A 20,162-nucleotide genomic window follows, 5' to 3' on the forward strand; every position below is an offset into this window, starting at 1 on the left:
GCCCAGGCATGCGCCACTCGGTAGCAGTGAGCCGTCCGACTTGTCCTGCGCGGCCAGCGCGGGTTGCGCGACTACCCGCAGGCCCCGCTCCACTACCCTGAGCGCGGGCGTGTCGCCGGTACGGCGGCATGGGTATGGCGGCACCGACGGCGGTCGGGCCGGGGCGGGCGAGGGAGCGGGGCCGTACATGGCACAGGACGGGTCACACCACCACGGCGAGCGCACCACCACCAGACCCCCGACCCCCCTGCCCCACCAACGGCCCGGAACGGCTGCGGACGGGTCCTTCGACCTCCCGGCTTGGGTCGCGGTTCCCCGGCCGGACGCGGCGCCGGGGATCTTCCGGCAGGGTTACAAGTGGATCGACCCCACCGAGGCGGAGGAGTCGAAGGTCCCCACCGGACAACTGTTGTGGCGTGCCGGGTTGAATCTGGTCGCGACCGTCGCGACGTACTACATCGGCACGCTCGTGCTGGTGTGGGCGGCGGGGCTTCTCGGTTGGTTTGCCGGAACGTCGCCGGAACAGTTCAACACCGTGCAGATCCTCATCAACCTGATCACCATCGGTTGCGCCGCCGCCGTGTTCTGGCGCACCGGCCGGTGGCGGGAGGTCGGCCGACGTTTCCTGACACCGACCGGGTGGCGGACGAACGTCTCTCCGGTCCTCGCTCGCGCCATCACCCATGAGGGGCCTGCTCCGACCAGGCCGCACGTCCACTCCGAACCGGCGTCCGTCACCGACCCGTGGTTCGCCCAACGATCGGGCGGGGCGTCGGCAGCGGCGGAGACGTTGGACCGGGCAGAGATCGGGGACGTCGACTACGTCCGGATCCAGCGGGCATGGGAGTCCGCCCAGGCGGATGCCGTCTTCCTCCCCGCTTTCGTCGATCAGGTGCTCTCCCGGGGCGCAGCGGCCTTCTCGCACCCGTCGGAGGCGCGGGACCTGGCGACTCGGAAGGCGTGGCACGACCTGTTGCTGCAACAGGTGCGCCTCGGTACGACCCAGGACGTCGTGAAGAACCCGCACGGGCACCGGTCGACCGGATTCGCCTTGGACCCCACGGTCCTGGGGACCTCGTTGCTCGCTGTCGGTCCTGCGGGAACCGGTAAGACGGTGCGGCTCGCAAGACCGGTCACGGAGGCCCTGTGCCTGCAGACGCTGGCCGGAACGGCGTGCGCAGTGGTGGTGGGAGCGGCGGACGCGGACCTCGGCCCGGACTCCTGGTACGACGTAGTGATCGCGCCGGGCGAACCGGGTTCGGTCTATGGACTGGACCTCTACGGAGCGACCCAGGACTCGGACGAGGCGGCTGCGAGGCTGGCCGACGCGCTGCTGCCGGACGAGTTGATCGCGCGCGCGGAGAGTGCCCGGACGACCCTTCAGCAAGTGGTCGGGCCGTTCCGTACTGCTTACGGGCGTTATCCGGGAGTCCGCGAGCTGCGGGCGCTGCTGTCCGGAGAACCCGAGGTGATGGAGCCGCTGGTCAAGACCCTTCGGGCAACGGGCCAGCTGGCTGTCTACGAGCGGGACCTCGACTTCCGGCAGCGCCAGCAGGAGCGAGCCGACGACCCGGGGATCCTGCTGGCGGACCGCTTGGCACTGCTCGATCGGCCGGCTTTCGCGGGGGCGTTCGCTACGGACGGTACGGGGCGTCTGCCCTTCGCCATGCGGGCGCTCGACCACCCGTTGCGAGTTCGGGTGAAGCTGCCCGAGCGCAGTCATCCGGAGGCTGCCCGGATCCTCTCGCGTCTTGTGGTCGGCCAGTTCGTCGTGGCGGCGGCCGCCCGCGAGGACCGTTCGCTGTTCGCCGGGCTGGTGGTGGACGACGCGTCCGCCGCCGTGGACGCGAACACCATCCGGGGTCTCCAGCGGATGCGGGGAGCCAACGCGGGTGCGGTGCTCCTGCTCCGTACCTTGATGGACCTGCCGGAAGCGCTCCGGACGCCGCTCTTCGGGGCCGTGGGGTGCCGCATGGTCTTCCCCGGCATCGCTCCGTGGGATGGCAAGTTCTTCTCCGAGGCGTGGGGCACACACGTCGTCCACGAAACCGAGGTCACCCACACCCCCGACACCTCCGGTGGGGTGATACGGCGGGCGGGGCGGGTCGGGCGGAAGGCGTTGTCGGGGACGACGGCGCAGACGGAGTCGGTGACGACGCGGGACGTGGAGCGGCTGCGGTGGTCGCCGTCGGACCTGGCGCACGCGTTGCCGGCGGGGCACGCGGTGGTGTCGTTGACGGCGGTGTCGGGGGAGCAGGTGCCGCCGTTGCTGGTGGATCTGCGGGGGTGAGTTCCGGGCGGGCCCCAGGGCGCGGCGGGAGACGGGGTGGAAGTCGCCTTCGAGGTGGATTCGGCAGTGCCGGTTGTCCGGGGCGTCCATAATGAAGGGGAGAGACCCTCACCATTCCCACGCCCCTCTCCTCGCCCGGCCGCAATGGCGCGGTCAGGTCGATCCCCCGAAGGTGCCATGCCCCCCACACTCGCCTCCGTCGTCCGCAACAGCTCGCTCCATCTGACGGTCCTCGCCGGCGCGGACCACCTGGAGCGGCCGGTCCGCTGGGTGCACACCAGTGAGCTGGACGACCCGACGCCGTTCCTGGAGGGTGGCGAGCTGCTGCTCACCACCGGTATCAAGCTGGGCCGTACGGCGGCGCAGTTGCAGGCGTACGTGCACCGGCTGGCCGATGCCGGGGTGGTGGGGCTGGGGCTCGGGGTGGGGTTGTCGCACACCGAGGTGCCGCAGCCGCTGGTGGACGCGGCGGCGCAGCGGGGGCTGCCGCTGCTGCGGGTGCCGGAGCCGACGCCGTTCATCGCGATCAGCAAGGTGGTGTCGGCGGCGCTGGCCGCGGAGCAGTACGAGGCGGTGACGACGAGCTTCGAGGCGCAGGAGGAGCTGACCCGGGCGGCGCTGGGCAAGGACGGTACGACGGCCGTGGTGCGCCGGTTGGCGGCGCGGCTGGGTGGCTGGGCGGCGCTGTACGACGGGTCGGGCGCGCTGTCGGTGGTGGCGCCGGACTGGGCGGCGCGGCGGGCCGGGCGGCTGGCGGCGGAGGTGGACCGGCTGCGTCGGCGGCCGGCGCCGTCGAGTGCCGCGCTGCAGGGGCGCGCGCCGGGGATAGACACGGCCGACGAGGACTACGTGGTGGTCCAGTCGCTGGGGGCGGACCGGCGGGCGCGGGGTTTCCTCGCGGTCGGGACCGAGGACCGGATCACGCCGACCGAGCGGTACGTGCTGAACGCGGCGGTGGCGCTGCTGACCCTCACCCTGGAGCGCTCGCGCGAGCTGCGGCAGGCGGAGGAGCGGATGGGCGCCGCGCTGCTGCGGATGGTGCTGGCGGGTGAGGTGGTGACGGCCCGGCAGGTGGCGGCGGGGCTGTTCGGCGGTCTGCCGGAGGGGACGATACGGGTCCTGGTGGCGGGTGCCGGTGCGGGGAACGCGGATGCCGCGGAGGCGCTCGGGGAGCTGGGCGACCGGGCGGAGCAGGCGGGTTCCCGGGTGGGCGAGAAGCTGCTGGTGGCGCGGGAGGACGGCGCGCACGGGCCGCGGCTGATGGTGCTGGCGCTGGACAACGGCGCGGTGCACCGGGCGTGCCTGGGTGCGGTGGAGGAGCACGAGGGCCTGTCGCTGGGCGTGTCGGCGCCGGCCGCGCTGGAGGAGGCCGGGACGGCGCACGCGCAGGCCGAGCGGGCGCTGGCGGTGGCGCTGCGCGGCGGCCGCCGGGCAGTGGACCACGAGGAGGTCGGCGCGGGTTCGCTGCTGCCGCTGCTCGGGGAGGACGCGGTGACGGCGTTCGCGGAGGGGCTGTTGCGGCCGCTGCGCGAGCACGACCGGACGGCCCGCGGTGACCTGGTGGCGTCGTTGCGGGCGTGGCTGTCCAGGCACGGCCAGTGGGACGCGGCCGCGGCGGACCTGGGGGTGCACCGGCACACGCTGCGCTACCGGATGCGGCGGGTCGAGGAGCTGCTGGGCCGATCGCTGGACGACACGGACGTGCGGATGGAGCTCTGGCTGGCCCTCCGTTCCGGCGAGGAGTAGACCGGCCCGGCCGGTACCGGCCCGAAAGCCTTGCCGCACCGCTCCCCGAGGCCTGCACGGACACCCGCCCCGGGCTCGTCCGGACACCCGCCCGAAGGGTCGCCCGAACGCCCGCTCGGGCGCTCCGCTGGACGCGGTGGAGTGGCCCCGGACCCGAACGCTCCTAGTCGGCCAATCCGGTCGGCGCGCCGACCCACCTACCCTCGGGTTCTGGTCCCACGTCCGTGCGGGCCGTACGACGACGAGGAGAGGGCCGGTACCACGGTGACCACCACGTACGATTTCTGGCTCGCCGGCCGCCGGGCGAGCGGTGACGCCGACTTCGAGGTGCACAACAGCTGGGACGGCCGTCTGGTCGGCAAGGTGAGCATCCCGACCGAGGCCCAGGTCGAGGAGGCGCTGAACGCCGCCGTCGCTGCGCTGCCGGTGTTCGCCGCGACCCCGGCGCACCAGCGTGCCGCCGCCCTGGACCACGTGGCCAAGCGGCTGGCGGAGCGCACCGAGGAGCTCGCCCAGCTGATCACCGCCGAGAACGGCAAGCCGATCAAGTGGGCCCGCGGCGAGGTCGGCCGCGCGGTGTCGGTCTTCCGCTGGGCCGCGGAGGAGGCGCGCCGCACCAACGGCGAGACCATGCGGCTGGACACCGACCCGGGCGGCGTGGGCCGTTTCGCGGTGGTGCGCCGCTTCCCGCGCGGTGTGGTGCTGGGCATCGCCCCGTTCAACTTCCCGCTGAACCTGGTCGCCCACAAGGTCGCCCCGGCGATCGCGGTCGGCGCCCCGATCATCCTGAAGCCCGCTCCGGCGACCCCGCTGTCCGCGATGGTGCTGGGCGAGATCCTGGCCGAGACGGACCTGCCGGCCGGTTCCTGGTCGATCCTGACCGTGCCGAACGACCGGATGCCGGCGCTGGTGCAGGACGACCGCCTGCCGGTGATCTCGTTCACCGGTTCGGACAAGGTCGGCTACCAGATCATGGACTCGGTGCCGCGCAAGCACTGCACCCTGGAGCTGGGCGGCAACGCCGCGGCCGTGGTCCTCGCGGACTGGTCCTCGGAGGCCGACCTGGACTGGGCGGCCACCCGGATCGCGATGTTCGCCAACTACCAGGGCGGCCAGTCCTGCATCTCGGTGCAGCGGGTGATCGCCGACGCGTCGGTGTACGACGCGCTGGTGGAGAAGGTCGTGGCCAAGGTCAAGGCGCAGGTCACCGGTGACCCGAACGACTCCGCGACGGATGTCGGCCCGCTGGTCGACGAGAACGCCGCGAAGCGCGTGGAGTCCTGGGTGGAGGACGCGGTCGCCAAGGGCGCCAAGGTGCTGACGGGTGGCACCCGCGAGGGCGCGACCTACGCCCCGACCGTGCTGGCCGAGCTGCCCGAGGACGCGATCCTGGCCAAGGCCGAGGTGTTCGGCCCGGTGCTGTCGCTGCACAAGGTGGACGGTGTGGACGAGGCTTTCGCCGCCGTCAACGACTCCGCGTTCGGCCTGCAGGCGGGCGTGTTCACGCACGACGTGCAGACCGCCTTCCGCGCCCACCGGGAGCTGGAGGTCGGCGGTGTGATCATCGGCGACGCGCCGTCCTACCGCGCCGACCAGATGCCGTACGGCGGCGTGAAGGACTCCGGCGTCGGCCGTGAGGGCGTCAAGTACGCGATGGACGACTACACGGTCGAGAAGGTGCTGGTCCTGACCGGCCTCGACCTCTGATCGACTCGATCCCGGTCGGTCGGTTCGACCGCTGAACCGGCCGACCGTTGAACCGACCGACCGTTGAACCGGCCGACCGCCGAATCGGCCGACCGGCCATCCGGCCGATTGGCCGACCGATCGACCGATCGAGTGATCCGCTGACGCAGGGCCCGGTTCGACGAACCGGGCCCTGCGCGCGTTCAGCCGTCGTGCCCGGCCGCGGCGGCGACGGCCTCCTCGACGGTGGCGTTCCCGGCGACCAGCTCCAGGGTGAGTCCGGCGGTGCCGGGTTCGTGGAGCAGGGCGGCCAGGACGGCGGCCACGTCGGCCCGGTCCACCGCGCCGCGGGCGACCGAGGGGGCCAGCCGGACGAGGCCGGTGCCGGGGCCGTCGGTGAGCCGCCCCGGACGCAGCACCGTCCAGTCCAGCGCGGTCCGGGCCCGTACCGCGTCGTCGGCGGCGCCCTTGGCGCGCAGGTAGGTCTCGAAGACCTCGTCGGCGGGGTGGTGGGCGGCGGCGTCGGCGCCCATCGAGGAGACGATCACGTACCGGCGGACGCCGGCGATTTCGGCGGCGTCGGCGAGCAGGACGGCGGCGTCCCGGTCGACGGTGTTCTTGCGAGCGGCGCCGCTGCCCGGTCCGGCTCCGGCGGCGAAGACCACCGCGTCGGTGTCGGTGAGCAGTTCGGCGAGCCGGGGGGCGGTGGTGGCCTCCAGGTCGAGCAGCAGCGGCTCGGCTCCGGCGTCGATCAGGTCCCTGGCCTGTTCGGGGCGGCGGATGATCCCGGCGGGGCGGTCGCCGCGTGCGGCGAGCAGCCGTTCCAGTTCCATCGCGATCTGTCCGTGGCCCCCGGCGATGACGGTGCGCATGGCTCCGACGGTAGCCCGGGGGTGCCCGGTCGTCCTGGGGAAGCCCGGGGGCGGCCCCCGGGGATGCGAGGGGAGCACCGGGGACGCGAGGGGAAGCCGGCGGAGCACCGGGGAGGTGCCGGGGACCGGTGCGGTCGCGGACAGGACACAATGGGCCCATGACTTCGCTCGCCCACCCGCAGCTGCGCTTCACGCCCACCGTGGCGGACCCCTCCGGCCCCCGGGAGCTGGTGATCCTCGGCTCCACCGGGTCGATCGGCACCCAGGCCATCGACGTGGTGCTCCGCAACCCGGACCGCTTCCGGGTGGTCGCCCTGTCGGCGGCCGGTGGCCGGGTGGAGCTGCTGGCCGAGCAGGCGCTGCAGCTGGGCGTGCACACCGTGGCGGTGGCCGACCCCGCGGCCGAGCCGGCGCTGCGCGAGGCGCTGGCCGCGAAGGCGGCGGGCCGTCCGCTGCCGGCCGTGCTGGCGGGCCCGGACGCGGCGACCGAGCTGGCCGCCGTGGAGTGCCACTCGGTGCTGAACGGCATCACCGGGTCGATCGGCCTGCGGCCGACGCTGGCCGCGCTGGCGGCCGGCCGGGTGCTGGTGCTGGCCAACAAGGAGTCGCTGATCGTCGGCGGTCCGCTGGTGAAGGCGGTGGCGAAGCCGGGCCAGATCGTGCCGGTGGACTCCGAGCACGCGGCGCTGTTCCAGGCGCTGGCCGGCGGGACCCGTGCCGAGGTGCGCAAGCTGGTGGTCACCGCCAGCGGCGGCCCGTTCCGCAACCGCACCCGTGAGCAGCTGGCCGGGGTGACCCCGCAGGACGCGCTGGCGCACCCGACCTGGGCGATGGGCCCGGTGGTCACGATCAACTCGGCCACCCTGGTCAACAAGGGCCTGGAGGTGATCGAGGCGCACCTGCTGTACGACGTGCCGTTCGACCGGATCGAGGTCGTGGTCCACCCGCAGTCGGTGGTGCACTCGATGGTGGAGTTCACCGACGGGTCGACGCTGGCGCAGGCCAGCCCGCCGGACATGCGGATGCCGATCGCGCTGGGCATGGGCTGGCCGGACCGGGTGCCGGACTCCGCCCCCGCCTGCGACTGGACGAAGGCCGCCACCTGGGAGTTCTTCCCGCTGGACGACGTGGCGTTCCCGGCGGTGGAGCTGGCGCGCGAGGTGGGCACCCTGGGCGGTACCGCCCCGGCCGTGTTCAACGCGGCGAACGAGGAGTGTGTGGAGGCATTCCTGAAGGGCCGCCTCGCCTTCACCGGAATCGTGGACACTGTTGCCAAGGTCGTGGCCGAGCACGGACAGCAGGACGGTCGGTCGGCGGCCCCGGGAACTTCCCTGACGGTGGAGGACGTCCTGCACGCGGAGGGCTGGGCGCGCGCCCGGGCCCGCGAGCTGGCGGCCGGCTGACGGTCGGCCGACGGCGGACTGACGGCCTCGATAGCGGTAGGACGAGACGATGAGCGGAGCGGCATGACGGAGGACCAGCGGTGGCAACGGTTTTGACGGTGGTCGGCATCCTGGTCTTCGTCATCGGGCTGCTCATCTCGATCGCCTGGCACGAACTCGGCCACCTCTCCACGGCCAAGCTGTTCGGCATCCGGGTGCCGCAGTACATGGTCGGCTTCGGCCCGACCCTCTGGTCGCGCCGCAAGGGCGAGACCGAGTACGGCATCAAGGCGATCCCGTTCGGCGGGTACATCCGGATGATCGGGATGTTCCCGCCGGGCGATGACGGCCGGATCACCAAGCGCAGCAGCTCGCCCTGGCGGACCATGATCGAGGACGCCCGCGAGGCCTCCTACGAGGAGCTCCAGGAGGGGGACGAGCACCGGCTCTTCTACACCCGCAAGCCCTGGAAGCGCGTCATCGTCATGTTCGCCGGGCCGTTCATGAACCTGGTCCTGGCGTTCGGGCTCTTCCTGACCGTCATGATGGGCTTCGGCGTCTCCATGAACGTGCCGACGGTCAGCACCGTCGCGCAGTGCGTGGTCAAGGCGGGCCAGCCGACCGACAACTGCCCGGCGGGCGCCCCGCAGACGCCGGCCGCGCAGGCCGGGCTGAAGGCCGGGGACAAGATCGTCTCCTTCGACGGCGACCGGATCCGCACCTACGACCAGCTCCAGGCGGACATCCGCCGGTCGGCCGGACGGACCGTCCCCGTGGTGGTCCAGCGGGACGGGCAGCAGGTCACCCTCAACCCGACCATCGCCGTCAACGACGTCCAGAAGTACGACGGGAACAACGTCCCGATCAAGGGCCAGACCATCCAGGCCGGGTTCCTCGGATTCACTCCGGCGAGTGGTGTCGTCCGGCTGGGCTTCGGGCAGTCGCTCGACCGGATGTACGACATGGCCGAGGGCGGGGTGAAGTCGCTGGTCGCCCTGCCGGGCAAGATTCCCGGGCTGTGGAACGCCGTCGTCGGCGACGCCCCGCGCGATCCGGACTCGCCGATCGGCATGGTCGGCGCCGCCCGGGTGAGCGGCGAGGTCTTCTCGCTCGACATCCCCGGCACCCAGCGGATCGCGTTCTTCGTGAACCTGCTGGCCGGCATCAACCTGTCGCTCTTCCTCTTCAACATGCTGCCGCTGCTCCCGCTGGACGGCGGCCACATCGCCGGCGCGGTCTGGGAGGCGGTCCGCCGCCGATTCGCACAGCTGTTCAAGCGGCCCGATCCGGGCCCGTTCGACGTCGCCAAGCTGATGCCGGTGGCGTACGTCGTGGCCAGCATCTTCATCGGCTTCACGCTGCTGGTGATGGTCGCCGACCTGGTGAACCCGGTGAAGATCAGCTAGGGCGCTCGGGTACGGCGGGTGTGCTGGGGCCCGCTGCCGTGCCGTACCGTTGAGGCCGGGTGCGCGACGTCAGCGCACCCGGCCTCGGCCGTCCCAACGGCCGGGCGGTCGACCACACCTCTACCCCGGGGAACCCTGCGCACATGACCGCGATCTCGCTCGGTATTCCGTCCCTGCCGCTCAAGCCGCTCGCCAAGCGCCGGCACTCCCGGCAGATCATGGTCGGCAACGTGCCGGTCGGCGGCGACGCCCCGATCTCGGTGCAGTCGATGACCACCACCGTGACCTCGGACATCAACGCCACGCTGCAGCAGATCGCCCAGCTCACCGCGTCCGGCTGCCAGATCGTCCGGGTCGCCGTGCCCTCGCAGGACGACGCCGACGCGCTGCCGATCATCGCCAAGAAGTCGCAGATCCCGGTCATCGCGGACATCCACTTCCAGCCGAAGTACGTCTTCGCGGCGATCGACGCCGGCTGTGCGGCCGTGCGCGTCAACCCGGGCAACATCAAGGCCTTCGACGACAAGGTCGGCGAGATCGCCAAGGCCGCCAAGGACGCGGGCGTCCCGATCCGGATCGGCGTCAACGCCGGCTCGCTCGACAAGCGCCTGATGGAGAAGTACGGCCGGGCCACCCCGGAGGCGCTGGTCGAGTCCGCGCTGTGGGAGTGCTCGCTGTTCGAGGAGCACGACTTCCGCGACATCAAGATCTCGGTCAAGCACAACGACCCGGTTGTGATGATCAACGCCTACCGCCAGCTCGCCGCCGCCTGCGACTACCCGCTGCACCTCGGCGTGACCGAGGCCGGTCCGGCCTTCCAGGGCACCATCAAGTCGGCGGTCGCCTTCGGCGCGCTGCTGGCCGAGGGCATCGGAGACACCATCCGGGTCTCGCTCTCCGCCCCGCCGGCCGAGGAGATCAAGGTCGGCAACCAGATCCTGGAGTCGCTCGGGCTGCGCGAGCGCGGCCTGGAGATCGTCTCCTGCCCGTCCTGCGGCCGCGCCCAGGTGGACGTCTACAAGCTCGCCGAGGAGGTCACCGCCGGCCTGGAGGGCATGGAGGTGCCGCTGCGGGTGGCGGTCATGGGCTGCGTCGTGAACGGTCCGGGCGAGGCGCGCGAGGCCGACCTGGGCGTCGCCTCCGGCAACGGCAAGGGCCAGATCTTCGTCAAGGGCGAGGTCATCAAGACCGTCCCCGAGTCGAAGATCGTCGAGACCCTGATCGAGGAGGCGCTCAAGCTCGCCGAGCAGATGCAGGCGGCCGGCGTCGAGGCGGGGGCGCCGACCGTCGTCGCGGGCGAGTGAACCCGTAGCGTGTCCTGATGGCGCGGGGATGCCCGCGTGAAGTCTTCCGGAAGCGGGGCCGTCCGTTCGTGGACGGCCCCGCAGCCGTAGCCGGGTGGGGCCACGGAGTAGGGTGCGGCCAGAGTCGTCTCAGTGAGGTGCTGTCTCGATGCTCGATCGAGGTGTGATGCTCCCGAGCTCTTTCCAGGCCGCCCGGGCCCTGGCCACCACCCGGGTGCTGGAGCCGCCCGACCTCGCGGACGCCCTGGAGATCCTCCACCGCGACCCGGTCGCCAACGCCTTCGTCGCGACCCGCGTCGAGGCCGTCGGGCTCGACCCGTGGCGGCTCGGCGGGGAGATGTGGGGCTGGTACGACGGGGACGGCGCGCTGGACGCGCTCTGCTACGCCGGGGCGAACCTGGTCCTGGTCGACGCCGGGCCGGAGGCGGTCGCGGCCTTCGCCGAGCGGGCCCGCCGGCAGGGGCGGCGCTGCTCCTCGATCGTCGGGCCGGCCGAGGCCACCGCGGGGTTCTGGGCGCTGATGGAGCGCAGTTGGGGCCCGGCGCGTGAAGTCCGCGGCCACCAGCCGCTGTTGGCCACCTCGGTGCCGTCGGCGGAGATCGCGCCGGATCCGCTGGTCCGCAGGGTGCACCGCAACGAGGTCGAGACGCTGATGCCGGCCTGCGTGGCGATGTTCACCGAGGAGGTCGGGGTGTCGCCGCTGGCGGGGGACGGCGGGCTGCTCTACCAGGCCCGGGTCGCCGAACTCGTTTCCACCGGGCGGTCGTTCGCGCGGTTCGGGGAGGACGGGCAGGTCGTCTTCAAGGCAGAGATCGGGGCCGTGACGCAGGGCGCCTGCCAGATCCAGGGCGTCTGGGTCGCGCCGGAGCACCGGGGCCGGGGGCTGTCGAAGTCGGGGATGGCGGCCGTCCTGGACATCGCGTTGCGGGAGGTGGCGCCCGTGGTGTCGCTGTACGTCAACGACTTCAACCTGCGGGCCAGGGCGGCCTATCGCCGGGTGGGGTTCCGGGAGGTCGGGGCGTTCATGAGCGTGCTGTTCTGAGGCCGTCGTCCGCACCGGACCGCGGTGTTCGGATCTTCCGCCGCGTCGCGGGGCCGCTGGTAGTAACGTCCGGAGCATGGATCAGCTGACCGGGGTGACGATCGGGGCCATCGACCTTGCGGCCTGGGCGCCGCAGGCGCTGGAGGTCCAGGCGGTGGCGTTCGGGCTGACGCCCGAGGAGGTCGCGGTTCGGCTGCACATCGTCGGGCGGCACGCCCAGCAGCCGGGGGTGATCGCGTTCGGCGCGATGAGCGAGGGGCGGCTGGTCGGCTTCGGGTACGGGATGCCCAACCAGCGCGAGCACTGGTGGAGCACGGTGATCGAGCCCTACCTGACCGTCCGGGGGCACGCGGACTGGCTGGACGGCGTCTTCGCCGTGACCGAACTGCACGTGCTGCCGGAGTTCCAGGGGCAGGGCGTCGGTTCGCGGCTCATCCGGACGCTGTGCGAGCGCTCGGGGCTGGACCGGAGCATCCTGTCGGCGATCGACGCGGAGACGCCGGCGCGGCGGTTGTACCGGGCGCTCGGGTACCAGGACCTGGCGCGGGCGGTGCGCTTCCCGGCGACGGAGCGGCTGTACGCGGTGATGGGGGCCCGGCTGCCGCTGCGGAGGTCGGGAGGCTGAGCGGGGCCGCCCGGACGGAGCGCGGTCAGAGCGAGCCGGCGAGTTCGAGGTGGAGTTCGGCGTCCTCGCGGCGGTCCGCGGCGAGGGAGCGCAGCGCCAGGTCGACGGAGCGGAAGAGGGCCCAGCCGCGCAGGCGTTCCTGGTCCACGTCGAGCGCGTCGGACAGCTGGTGGAGGCGCCGGCGGACGGCGGCGGGGACGCCGGGGGAGCCGAGCAGGGTGTCCGCGCGGTCCAGCGCGAGGCGGGCCAGGTCGTAGGCGCGCTCGCCGACGACGGGGCGCGGGTCGATGGCCAGCCAGGGGGCGCGGTCGGCGGCGAGGACGTTGCCGTGGTGGAAGTCGCCGTGCAGCAGGAAGGACTCCGCGGCGGAGTCGGCCAGGCTCCGGGCGGTCTCCAGGGCCTCGTCCACCAGGGCCTGCGCCTCCGCGGCGGCCGGGTGGGCGCGCTGCTCCACGACCCGGTCGGCGGTGGCGGCGACCCGCTGGGCGAGGGTGGGGAAGGGGTGTTCCCCGGGGAGTTCCACCCAGAGCCGGTGCAGCAGGCTGGTGGCCTCCAGCATGGCCTTGGGCTCGGCGAGGGAGCGCAGCGGGATCTCGCCGTGCAGGCGTTCCAGGAGGAGCACGCCCTCGGAGGGGACGGCGTCGAGCAGGAGGACGGCTCCCCGGCCGGCCCAGTGGGTGAGGGCCGCGTGCTCGTGGGCGGTCTCGGGGGTGAGCAGGCCGGCCTTGAGGACGGCGGGTGAGAGGTCGTCGCGGTGGACGTACGCGACCAGGCTCAGGCTGCCGCCGGGGTCGAGGACGCGTTCCAGGGTGAGGTCCCAGGCGGCGAGGTGGGCGGCCGCCCGGGCGGGGAGGGCGGCGAGCCACTGGCGGCCCGCTTCGCCCTGCGTGGCGGTGACGGTGTCCGTCAGCCAGGTGGGGACGGTGATGGTGGGTGCGGCTCCCGACATGGGTCCATTGTCGGGCTTCGGCGGCGCGGGCGGGGTGCTCGGGCGGGTGGGTGTCGCGGTTCCCGGTTCTCAGCCGGCGGTGGGCGAGGGGGTCGGGGCCTGGTCCTGGATGCCCGGGAAGGGCTGGTCGGGGGCGCCCCAGCGGTGGGCGCGGAGGGCGCAGTCACGTAGGGCGAGGGCGGCGGTGAGCCGGTGCGGGGCGGGGACCGCGGCGACCAGGTCGGCGTAGACGGTGGTCAGGCGGGTTTCGAGGTGGGCGGCGAGCCCGGCGGCGTCCGCGGCGGAGGCGACCGGGAAGGGCAGCCGGTAGCCGCCGGCGGCGGGGGTGGGGGCGGCGCCGAGGGCGGCGACCAGGCGCTGCCAGGTGTCGCGCTGGGCCTGGTGGGCGGCGTAGGCCGTGCGGGCGTCGGCGAGTCGGGGGTCCCCGGGCAGGTGGGCGCCGACGACGCCGTAGCCGTAGACCGCGGCGTGTTCGGCGCCGAGGGCGTTCTGGAGCGCGGTGAGGGCCGCGGGGGTGGGGCTCGGAGCGGGGGCCGACGGGGAGGCGGTGGCGCGGGCGGGCGCCGGTGGGGCCGGGGCGCCCAGGACCGCCGCGTGGACGCCGTTGGCGGCGGCGGCGGAGGCGAGCAGACGGGCGAGGGACGGGCTCGCGGCGTCCAGGTCGGCGAGGCGGGACTCGCCGGTCCTGCGCTCCAGCTCGGCCAGGCCGGGACCGGCGGGGGTGGGATCTGCGGGGGAGGGACCTGCGGGGGAGGGAGAGGCGGACGTGGGAGCGGTGGTCACGGGCGGCGTGGGGACGGCCGCGGCGGTCAGGCCTTCGGCGAGGGCGGCGCGTTGCCGGGCGACCTCCGCGCGGAGGTCGGCGCTCCGGACGCCGGGCGGCGGGGGCAGGGTGTCGTACCCGGCGAGGAGGGCGTCGGTGGCGGCGATCGCGCGGAGGCGGACGGGGGTGTCCGGGTCGGGGCGCAGGCCCCCGGTGCCGGAGGCGGGGCCGGTGTGGTCGGCGGTGCAGGCGGTGAGGGTGAGCAGTCCGAGGGCCAGGAAGGTCCGTCGGCTGTGCGGCTGCATCGGGGTCACTCCGGGGCGTGTACGGGAGGACGGCCTCCCCGCCGGACCTCGTTGGCGTGAATGATTACAGAATCCCCACGTTCCGTGGCCCGGTTCGGGTACACCGGGCCCCGGGTGGGCGCGTGTGAGCTTGCTCGCAGTGGGTGGCGTGCGAGCGGTCGGGGGTGGTCCGGAATCGGTGGTTGGGGGCTTCACCGGCTAGGCTTTGGGCCGAGCTGCCGTGACCCGGTGTGGCGCCGAGGGCGCGGGGCGACCTTCTGACAACAGCAGACGCGGCCGAGGAGTCCACCCGGATGAGCACCACCCACACCGACCGGCTGCGAGCGTTGCTGGAGCCGCTGGCCGCACAGGCCGGACTGGACCTGGAGGACGTCAGGGTCACCAAGGCGGGCAGCCGCCGGCAGGTGCAGATCGACGTCGACACCGACGGCGGCGTGGACATGGACACCATCGCCGAGTTCAGCCGGGTGGTCGGCGAGGCCCTGGACGAGTCGGACCTGATGGGGGACGACGCCTACCTGCTGGAGGTCGGCTCGCCGGGTGCGGAGCGTCCGCTGGTGCTGCCCCGGCACTGGCAGCGGGCCGAGGGCCGGCTGGCCGCGATCCACCTGGTCGACGGCGGGGAGATCGTCGCCCGGGTGCTGGAGGCCGACGAGGACGGCGCGCTGGTCGAGGTGCAGCCGGTGAAGGGGCGCGGCCGCCCGAAGGAGCGCCGTCTGGAGTACGGCGAGGTGGCCCGGGCACGGGTCCAGGTCGAGTTCAACCGCAAGGACGACGAGAAGCTCCTGGACGAGGCCGCCGACTTCGACGAGGGGGACGACGGCGCCGAGTGACCCCCGGGTGCCGTACGACCATGACGAACGTGACGAAAGACGAGGAGGCGTAGCCGTGGACATCGACATGAGTGCCCTGCGCACGCTGGTCAACGAGAAGAACATCCCCTTCGACCTGCTGGTCGAGTCCATCGAGTCCGCCCTCCTCACCGCGTACCACCGCACCGAGGGCTCGCGCCGCCGCGCCCGGGTGCACCTGGACCGCAAGAGCGGCCACGTCACCGTGTGGGCCATGGAGGACCCGACGGAGCTGGACGAGGGCGTCGAGCCGAAGGAGTTCGACGACACCCCGAACGGTTTCGGCCGGATCGCGTCCAGCATCGGCATCCAGGTGATGATGCAGCGCCTGCGCGACGCCGCCGACGACCAGACCTTCGGCGAGTACGCGGGCAAGGAGGGCGACATCGTCACCGGTGTCGTCCAGCAGGGCAACGACCCGAAGAACGTGCTGGTCGACATCGGCAAGCTGGAGGCCATCCTGCCGCCGCAGGAGCAGGTCCCGGGCGAGGACTACCGGCACGGCACCCGACTGAAGTGCTACGTGGTGGCGGTCCGCCGCGGGGTCCGCGGGGCCTCGGTGACGCTGTCGCGCACCCACCCCAACCTGGTGAAGAAGCTGTTCGCGCTGGAGGTCCCGGAGATCGCGGACGGCAGCGTGGAGATCGCCGCCATCGCCCGCGAGGCCGGCCACCGCACCAAGATCGCGGTCTGGTCCCGCCGGGCCGGGCTGAACGCCAAGGGCGCCTGCATCGGTCCGATGGGCTCCCGGGTCCGCGCCGTGATGGGCGAGCTGCACGGCGAGAAGATCGACATCGTCGACTGGTCGGAGGACCCCCGCGAGATGGTCGCCGCGGCGCTGTCCCCCGCGCGGGTGACCAGCGTGGAGATCGTGGACGCCGCCCAGCGTTCCGCCCGGGTGATCGTGCCGGACTACCAGCTGTCGCTGGCGATCGGCAAGGAGGGGCAGAACGCCCGTCTGGCAGCCCGTCTCACGGGGTGGCGGATCGACATCCGGCCGGACACCGAGGGCCAGTCGGAGGACGGCGGCCGGGAATAGCCCGACCGGTCGTGCGTGTTGTCGTAGCCGTCCTCGCCGGTCCCCCGGGATCTGCGGGGCGGCGCCATGTCGCTTCGGAGGGGTAGACTTGCCTTCGTCTGGCCGGACGCACGTCCGAGCACGCCCGGAACGCACCTGCGTGGGCTGCCGCAAGCGAGCGGCCAAGCACCAGCTGTTGCGTGTCACGGCGGTCGAGGGCGAGTGCGTCCCCGATCCCCGTGGCGCACTGCCGGGCCGGGGCGCTCACCTGCACCCCGAACCGGCCTGCCTCGACCTCGCGGTCCGCCGTCGGGCGTTCCCCCGGGCCTTCCGGCTCCAGGGCGCGCTCGACACGGAGCGGCTCCGCGAGTTCATCGGGGAGCGGGTAGGCGGAGCCTCTTAGGCGGGCCACCTCCCGCGACGACCGCCGCTCCACGCGGCGGAAGAACCACCGCAACAAGCACAGCGTTCGGGAAGCCGCGCGCCGTGCACCAGTCAGGTACCTCGCGATGTGGAAGTAGGTCGAGATTGCGATGAGCACTCGATGAGTACGCGATGAGTACGCGATGGGTACGCCCATGAAGTAGCGACAGTCCGGCGGACGAGACCCCCGGACTCATAGACAGGAGTGAAGTGGCTAAGGTCCGGGTTTACGAACTCGCCAAGGAGCTTGGCTTGGAGAGCAAGGCCGTCATGGCCAAGCTGACCGAGCTCGGTGAGTTCGTCCGTTCGGCGTCCTCGACGATCGAGGCGCCGGTCGTGCGCAAGCTGACTGACGCGCTTGGTGTGGCCCCCACCGGTGGTGGCGCTGCCAAGCCTGGCCCGCGGAAGCCCGCGGCGCCCCAGCCCGCGGCTGGTGCCGCGGGTGCACCCAAGCCGGGTGCTCCGACCCCGGGTCCGCGCCCTGGCGCGACCCCTGGTCCCCGCCCCGCACAGACCGCAGGTCCCGCTGCCGGATCGGCTCCCGCCGCTCCGGCCGCCCCCGCCCCCGCTGCCCAGCGTCCGGGTGCGCCGACTCCGGGCCCGCGCCCGGCCGCGCGTCCCGCCGCCCCGGCGGCTCCGGCGGCCCCGGCCGCGCCCGCGGCCGAGTTCTCCTCGCCGGCTCCGGCCGGTGACGCCCCGCGTCCCGCCGCCCAGGCCCCGCGCCCGAGCGGCCAGGCCTCCGGCGGCGCCCGTCCGGGCCCCCGTCCGGCCGGCCCGCGTCCGGGCAACAACCCGTTCACCTCGGGCAGCGCCACCGGCATGGGTCGCCCCGGCGACCGCCGCCAGGGCGCCCAGGGTGGCGACCGTCCGCGTCCGGCCGGTGGTCCCGGTGCCGGTGCCCCCCGTCCGGGTGGCGACCGTCCGCGTCCCGCCGGTGCCCCGGGTGCCGGTGCTCCCCGTCCGGGTGCTCCGCGTCCGGGTGGTCCCGGTGCGGGTGCCCCCCGTCCGGGTGGCGACCGTCCGCGTCCGGCCGGTGCCCCGGGTGCCGGCGCTCCCCGTCCGGGTGGCGACCGTCCGCGTCCCGACGGCATGCCGCGTCCGGCCGCGCCGCGTCCCGGCGGCCCGACCCCGTCCGGCATGCCGCGCCCGAACCCGGGCATGATGCCGCAGCGTCCGGCCGGCCCGCGTCCGGGTCCCGGTGGCCGTGGTCCGGGTGGCCCCGGTGGCCGTCCGGGTGGTCCGGGTGCCGGTGGCGCCCGTCCGGGCTTCCAGGGTCGTCCGGCCGGTCCGGGCTCGCGTCCGGCCGGTGGCGGCGGCTTCGGCGGTCCGCGTCCCGGTGGCGGTGCCCCGGGTGGCGGCGGCGGCTTCGGCCCGCGTCCCGGCGGCTTCGGCGGTCGTCCCGGCGGCCCGGGTGCCCGTGGTGGCACGCAGGGCGCCTTCGGTCGTGGCCCGGGCGGTCGCCCGGCGCGCGGTCGCAAGTCGAAGCGGGCGAAGCGCCAGGAGTACGAGGCCATGCAGGCCCCGTCCGTCGGCGGTGTGATGCTGCCTCGCGGCAACGGCCAGACCGTTCGCCTGTCGAGCGGCGCCTCGCTGATGGACTTCGCGGAGAAGATCAACGCCAACCCGGCCGCGCTCGTCTCCGTCATGTTCAACCTCGGTGAGATGGTCACCGCGACCCAGTCGGTCTCCGACGCGACCCTTGAGCTGCTGGCCGGCGAGATGGGCTTCCAGCTGGAGATCGTCAGCCGGGACGACGAGGACCGCGAGCTGCTGGAGTCGTTCGACATCGACTTCGGTGCCAACGAGGGCGACGAGGACCAGCTGGCCCCGCGCCCGCCGGTCGTCACCGTCATGGGTCACGTCGACCACGGTAAGACCCGCCTGCTGGACGCCATCCGCAAGTCCAACGTGGTGGCCGGCGAGGCCGGTGGCATCACCCAGCACATCGGTGCCTACCAGGTGGTCACCGAGGTGAACGGCGAGCAGCGTCCGATCACCTTCCTCGACACCCCGGGTCACGAGGCGTTCTCCGCCATGCGTGCCCGTGGTGCCAAGTCCACCGACATCGCGATCCTGGTGGTCGCGGCCAACGACGGTGTCATGCCGCAGACGGTCGAGGCGCTGAACCACGCCAAGGCCGCGGGTGTGCCGATCGTGGTCGCCGTCAACAAGATCGACGTCGAGGGCGCCGACCCGACCAAGGTCCGCGGTCAGCTGACCGAGTTCGGCCTGGTGGCCGAGGAGTACGGCGGCGACACCATGTTCGTCGACATCTCCGCGCGCCAGGGCCTGCACATCGACCAGCTGCTGGAGGCCGTGGTCCTGACCGCGGACGCCTCGCTGGACCTGCGGGCCAACCCCGAGCAGGACGCGCAGGGTATTGCGATCGAAGCCCACCTGGACAAGGGCCGCGGCGCCATGGCGACCGTCCTGGTCCAGCGCGGTACCCTCCGCGTCGGTGACTCGATCGTCGTGGGCGACGCCTACGGCCGCGTCCGCGCCATGCTGGACGAGAACGGCAACAGCCTCGCCGAGGCCGGCCCGTCCCGCCCGGTGCTGCTGCTCGGTCTGACCTCGGTGCCCCGCGCCGGCGACAGCTTCATCGTCGTCGACGAGGACCGCACCGCCCGCCAGATCGCCGAGAAGCGCTCGGCCCGCGACCGCAACGCCGCCTTCGCGCAGCGTCGGGTCCGGGTGTCCCTGGAGGACCTGGACAAGGCCATCGCCGCCGGCTCCATCGAGCAGCTCAACCTCATCATCAAGGGTGACGTCTCCGGTTCGGTCGAGGCCCTTGAGGACGCCCTCGTCAAGCTGGACGTGGGCGAGGAGGTCGAACTCCGGGTCCTGCACCGCGGTGTGGGTGCCATCACCGAGTCCGACGTGGACCTGGCGATGGGCTCGGACGCCATCATCATCGGCTTCAACGTGCGCGCCGAAGGCCGTGCGCGTACCGCGGCCGACAAGGAAGGCGTGGACGTCCGGTACTACTCGGTCATCTACCAGGCGATCGAGGAGATCGAGAACGCCCTCAAGGGCAAGCTCAAGCCGGAGTACGAGGAGGTGCGCCTCGGCGCCGCGGAGATCCGCGAGGTCTTCCGCTCCTCCAAGTTCGGCAACATCGCCGGTGTCCTGGTCCGCGACGGCATCATCCGCCGCAACGCCAAGGCCCGCCTGCTGCGCGACGGCAAGGTCGTGGCGGAAGCCCTCACCATCGAGGGTCTGCGCCGCTTCAAGGACGACGCGACCGAGGTCCGCGAGGGCTTCGAGGCCGGTGTCACCCTGGGGTCGTTCAACGACATCAAGGTCGAGGACATCATCGAGACCTACGAGATGCGCGAGAAGCCGCGCGCCTAGTCGGTGTCAGCCGGGGCCGGTCGACGGGTGGTATTTCCGTCGACCGGCCCCGGTCTCGCTGTGTAGGGTCCGGGGTAGTTCAGACGTAGCGGCGTCAGCCCGTTCCGGGCTGCCCCCCGAGGCCTTCCAGGTCGGCGAGACCTGTC

At 73.1% G+C, this 20,162-nt stretch carries 15 protein-coding genes; 12 read left to right on the plus strand and 3 right to left on the minus strand.

The genetic code is table 11. The features are described 5' to 3' along the window. Positions 1-187 precede the first annotated feature (187 nt). The 3 genes from ACIGG8_RS33370 (at position 188) to ACIGG8_RS33380 (ending at position 5,743) form a co-directional block, all read left to right on the plus strand. Entirely contained in the window at positions 188-2,290 is a 2,103-nt protein-coding gene (locus ACIGG8_RS33370; RefSeq protein WP_396552404.1) for an ATP-binding protein, read from the plus strand. A gap of 177 nt (positions 2,291-2,467) precedes the next feature. Further along, a complete protein-coding gene (locus ACIGG8_RS33375; RefSeq protein ID WP_396552405.1) occupies positions 2,468-4,036 on the plus strand; it encodes a PucR family transcriptional regulator in 1,569 nt (522 codons plus the stop codon). Between the two features lie 264 nt (positions 4,037-4,300). Next, a complete protein-coding gene (locus ACIGG8_RS33380) occupies positions 4,301-5,743 on the plus strand; it encodes an aldehyde dehydrogenase family protein (protein WP_396552406.1) in 1,443 nt (480 codons plus the stop codon). A 182-nt stretch (positions 5,744-5,925) separates the two neighbouring features. Here the strand turns inward: ACIGG8_RS33380 and ACIGG8_RS33385 are convergent, their stop codons facing one another. Then, entirely contained in the window at positions 5,926-6,594 is a 669-nt protein-coding gene (locus ACIGG8_RS33385) for an NAD(P)-binding oxidoreductase (RefSeq protein WP_350525472.1), read from the minus strand. A gap of 158 nt (positions 6,595-6,752) precedes the next feature. On the opposite strand from ACIGG8_RS33385, the gene dxr reads away from it, so the two are divergent. The 5 genes from dxr (at position 6,753) to ACIGG8_RS33410 (ending at position 12,353) form a co-directional block, all read left to right on the plus strand. Further along, the gene (gene dxr / locus ACIGG8_RS33390; protein WP_396552407.1) at positions 6,753-7,997 is read left to right on the plus strand and encodes a 1-deoxy-D-xylulose-5-phosphate reductoisomerase; all 1,245 of its coding nucleotides are present in this window, start codon (positions 6,753-6,755) and stop codon (positions 7,995-7,997) included. 80 nt (positions 7,998-8,077) lie between these two features. Then, complete coding sequence (locus ACIGG8_RS33395) at positions 8,078-9,382, plus strand: M50 family metallopeptidase (RefSeq protein WP_350525470.1); 1,305 nt, start codon at positions 8,078-8,080, stop codon at positions 9,380-9,382. A 143-nt stretch (positions 9,383-9,525) separates the two neighbouring features. Then, entirely contained in the window at positions 9,526-10,686 is a 1,161-nt protein-coding gene (ispG, locus tag ACIGG8_RS33400) for a flavodoxin-dependent (E)-4-hydroxy-3-methylbut-2-enyl-diphosphate synthase (RefSeq protein WP_350525469.1), read from the plus strand. Between the two features lie 166 nt (positions 10,687-10,852). Next, positions 10,853-11,728 (plus strand): GNAT family N-acetyltransferase, encoded by an 876-nt coding sequence (locus ACIGG8_RS33405; RefSeq protein ID WP_350525468.1) that lies wholly within the window; start codon positions 10,853-10,855, stop codon positions 11,726-11,728. A gap of 76 nt (positions 11,729-11,804) precedes the next feature. Next, on the plus strand, positions 11,805-12,353 hold the full coding sequence (locus tag ACIGG8_RS33410) for a GNAT family N-acetyltransferase (protein ID WP_396552408.1): 549 nt from the start codon (positions 11,805-11,807) through the stop codon (positions 12,351-12,353). A 25-nt stretch (positions 12,354-12,378) separates the two neighbouring features. Here the strand turns inward: ACIGG8_RS33410 and ACIGG8_RS33415 are convergent, their stop codons facing one another. Both ACIGG8_RS33415 and ACIGG8_RS33420 read right to left on the minus strand, forming a co-directional pair. Further along, positions 12,379-13,302, minus strand: coding sequence for an aminoglycoside phosphotransferase family protein (locus ACIGG8_RS33415; RefSeq protein WP_396552409.1), 924 nt, complete (start codon positions 13,300-13,302; stop codon positions 12,379-12,381). 69 nt (positions 13,303-13,371) lie between these two features. Then, positions 13,372-14,370, minus strand: coding sequence for a ferritin-like domain-containing protein (locus ACIGG8_RS33420; protein ID WP_396552429.1), 999 nt, complete (start codon positions 14,368-14,370; stop codon positions 13,372-13,374). Between the two features lie 293 nt (positions 14,371-14,663). Between ACIGG8_RS33420 and rimP the strand changes: the two genes are divergently transcribed. The 4 genes from rimP to infB all read left to right on the plus strand — a co-directional run bounded on the left by rimP (position 14,664) and on the right by infB (position 20,016). Next, positions 14,664-15,203 carry a ribosome maturation factor RimP gene (rimP, locus tag ACIGG8_RS33425; RefSeq protein WP_350525465.1) on the plus strand — a complete coding sequence of 180 codons (540 nt, stop codon included), beginning with the start codon at positions 14,664-14,666 and terminating at the stop codon, positions 15,201-15,203. Positions 15,204-15,258: 55 nt separating this feature from the next. Then, on the plus strand, positions 15,259-16,260 hold the full coding sequence (nusA, locus tag ACIGG8_RS33430; protein ID WP_350525464.1) for a transcription termination factor NusA: 1,002 nt from the start codon (positions 15,259-15,261) through the stop codon (positions 16,258-16,260). A gap of 88 nt (positions 16,261-16,348) precedes the next feature. Then, on the plus strand, positions 16,349-16,642 hold the full coding sequence (locus ACIGG8_RS33435) for a YlxR family protein (RefSeq protein WP_350525463.1): 294 nt from the start codon (positions 16,349-16,351) through the stop codon (positions 16,640-16,642). Between the two features lie 230 nt (positions 16,643-16,872). After that, entirely contained in the window at positions 16,873-20,016 is a 3,144-nt protein-coding gene (gene infB, locus ACIGG8_RS33440; RefSeq protein ID WP_396552410.1) for a translation initiation factor IF-2, read from the plus strand. Positions 20,017-20,162 lie beyond the last annotated feature (146 nt).

It is taken from the genome of Kitasatospora sp. NPDC085464 (assembly GCF_044541955.1).
GTDB lineage: Bacteria > Actinomycetota > Actinomycetes > Streptomycetales > Streptomycetaceae > Kitasatospora.

What these genes read in the sequence shown, in the direction of transcription:
- ACIGG8_RS33370 (WP_396552404.1), top strand. Translation starts at nt 188, where the DNA reads ATGGCACAGGACGGGTCACACCACCACGGCGAGCGCACCACCACCAGA.
- ACIGG8_RS33375 (WP_396552405.1), top strand. Translation starts at nt 2,468, where the DNA reads ATGCCCCCCACACTCGCCTCCGTCGTCCGCAACAGCTCGCTCCATCTG.
- ACIGG8_RS33385 (WP_350525472.1), bottom strand. Translation starts at nt 6,594, where the DNA reads ATGCGCACCGTCATCGCCGGGGGCCACGGACAGATCGCGATGGAACTG.
- dxr (WP_396552407.1), top strand. Translation starts at nt 6,753, where the DNA reads ATGACTTCGCTCGCCCACCCGCAGCTGCGCTTCACGCCCACCGTGGCG.
- ispG (WP_350525469.1), top strand. Translation starts at nt 9,526, where the DNA reads ATGACCGCGATCTCGCTCGGTATTCCGTCCCTGCCGCTCAAGCCGCTC.
- ACIGG8_RS33405 (WP_350525468.1), top strand. Translation starts at nt 10,853, where the DNA reads ATGCTCCCGAGCTCTTTCCAGGCCGCCCGGGCCCTGGCCACCACCCGG.
- ACIGG8_RS33410 (WP_396552408.1), top strand. Translation starts at nt 11,805, where the DNA reads ATGGATCAGCTGACCGGGGTGACGATCGGGGCCATCGACCTTGCGGCC.
- ACIGG8_RS33415 (WP_396552409.1), bottom strand. Translation starts at nt 13,302, where the DNA reads ATGTCGGGAGCCGCACCCACCATCACCGTCCCCACCTGGCTGACGGAC.
- ACIGG8_RS33420 (WP_396552429.1), bottom strand. Translation starts at nt 14,370, where the DNA reads ATGCAGCCGCACAGCCGACGGACCTTCCTGGCCCTCGGACTGCTCACC.
- rimP (WP_350525465.1), top strand. Translation starts at nt 14,664, where the DNA reads ATGAGCACCACCCACACCGACCGGCTGCGAGCGTTGCTGGAGCCGCTG.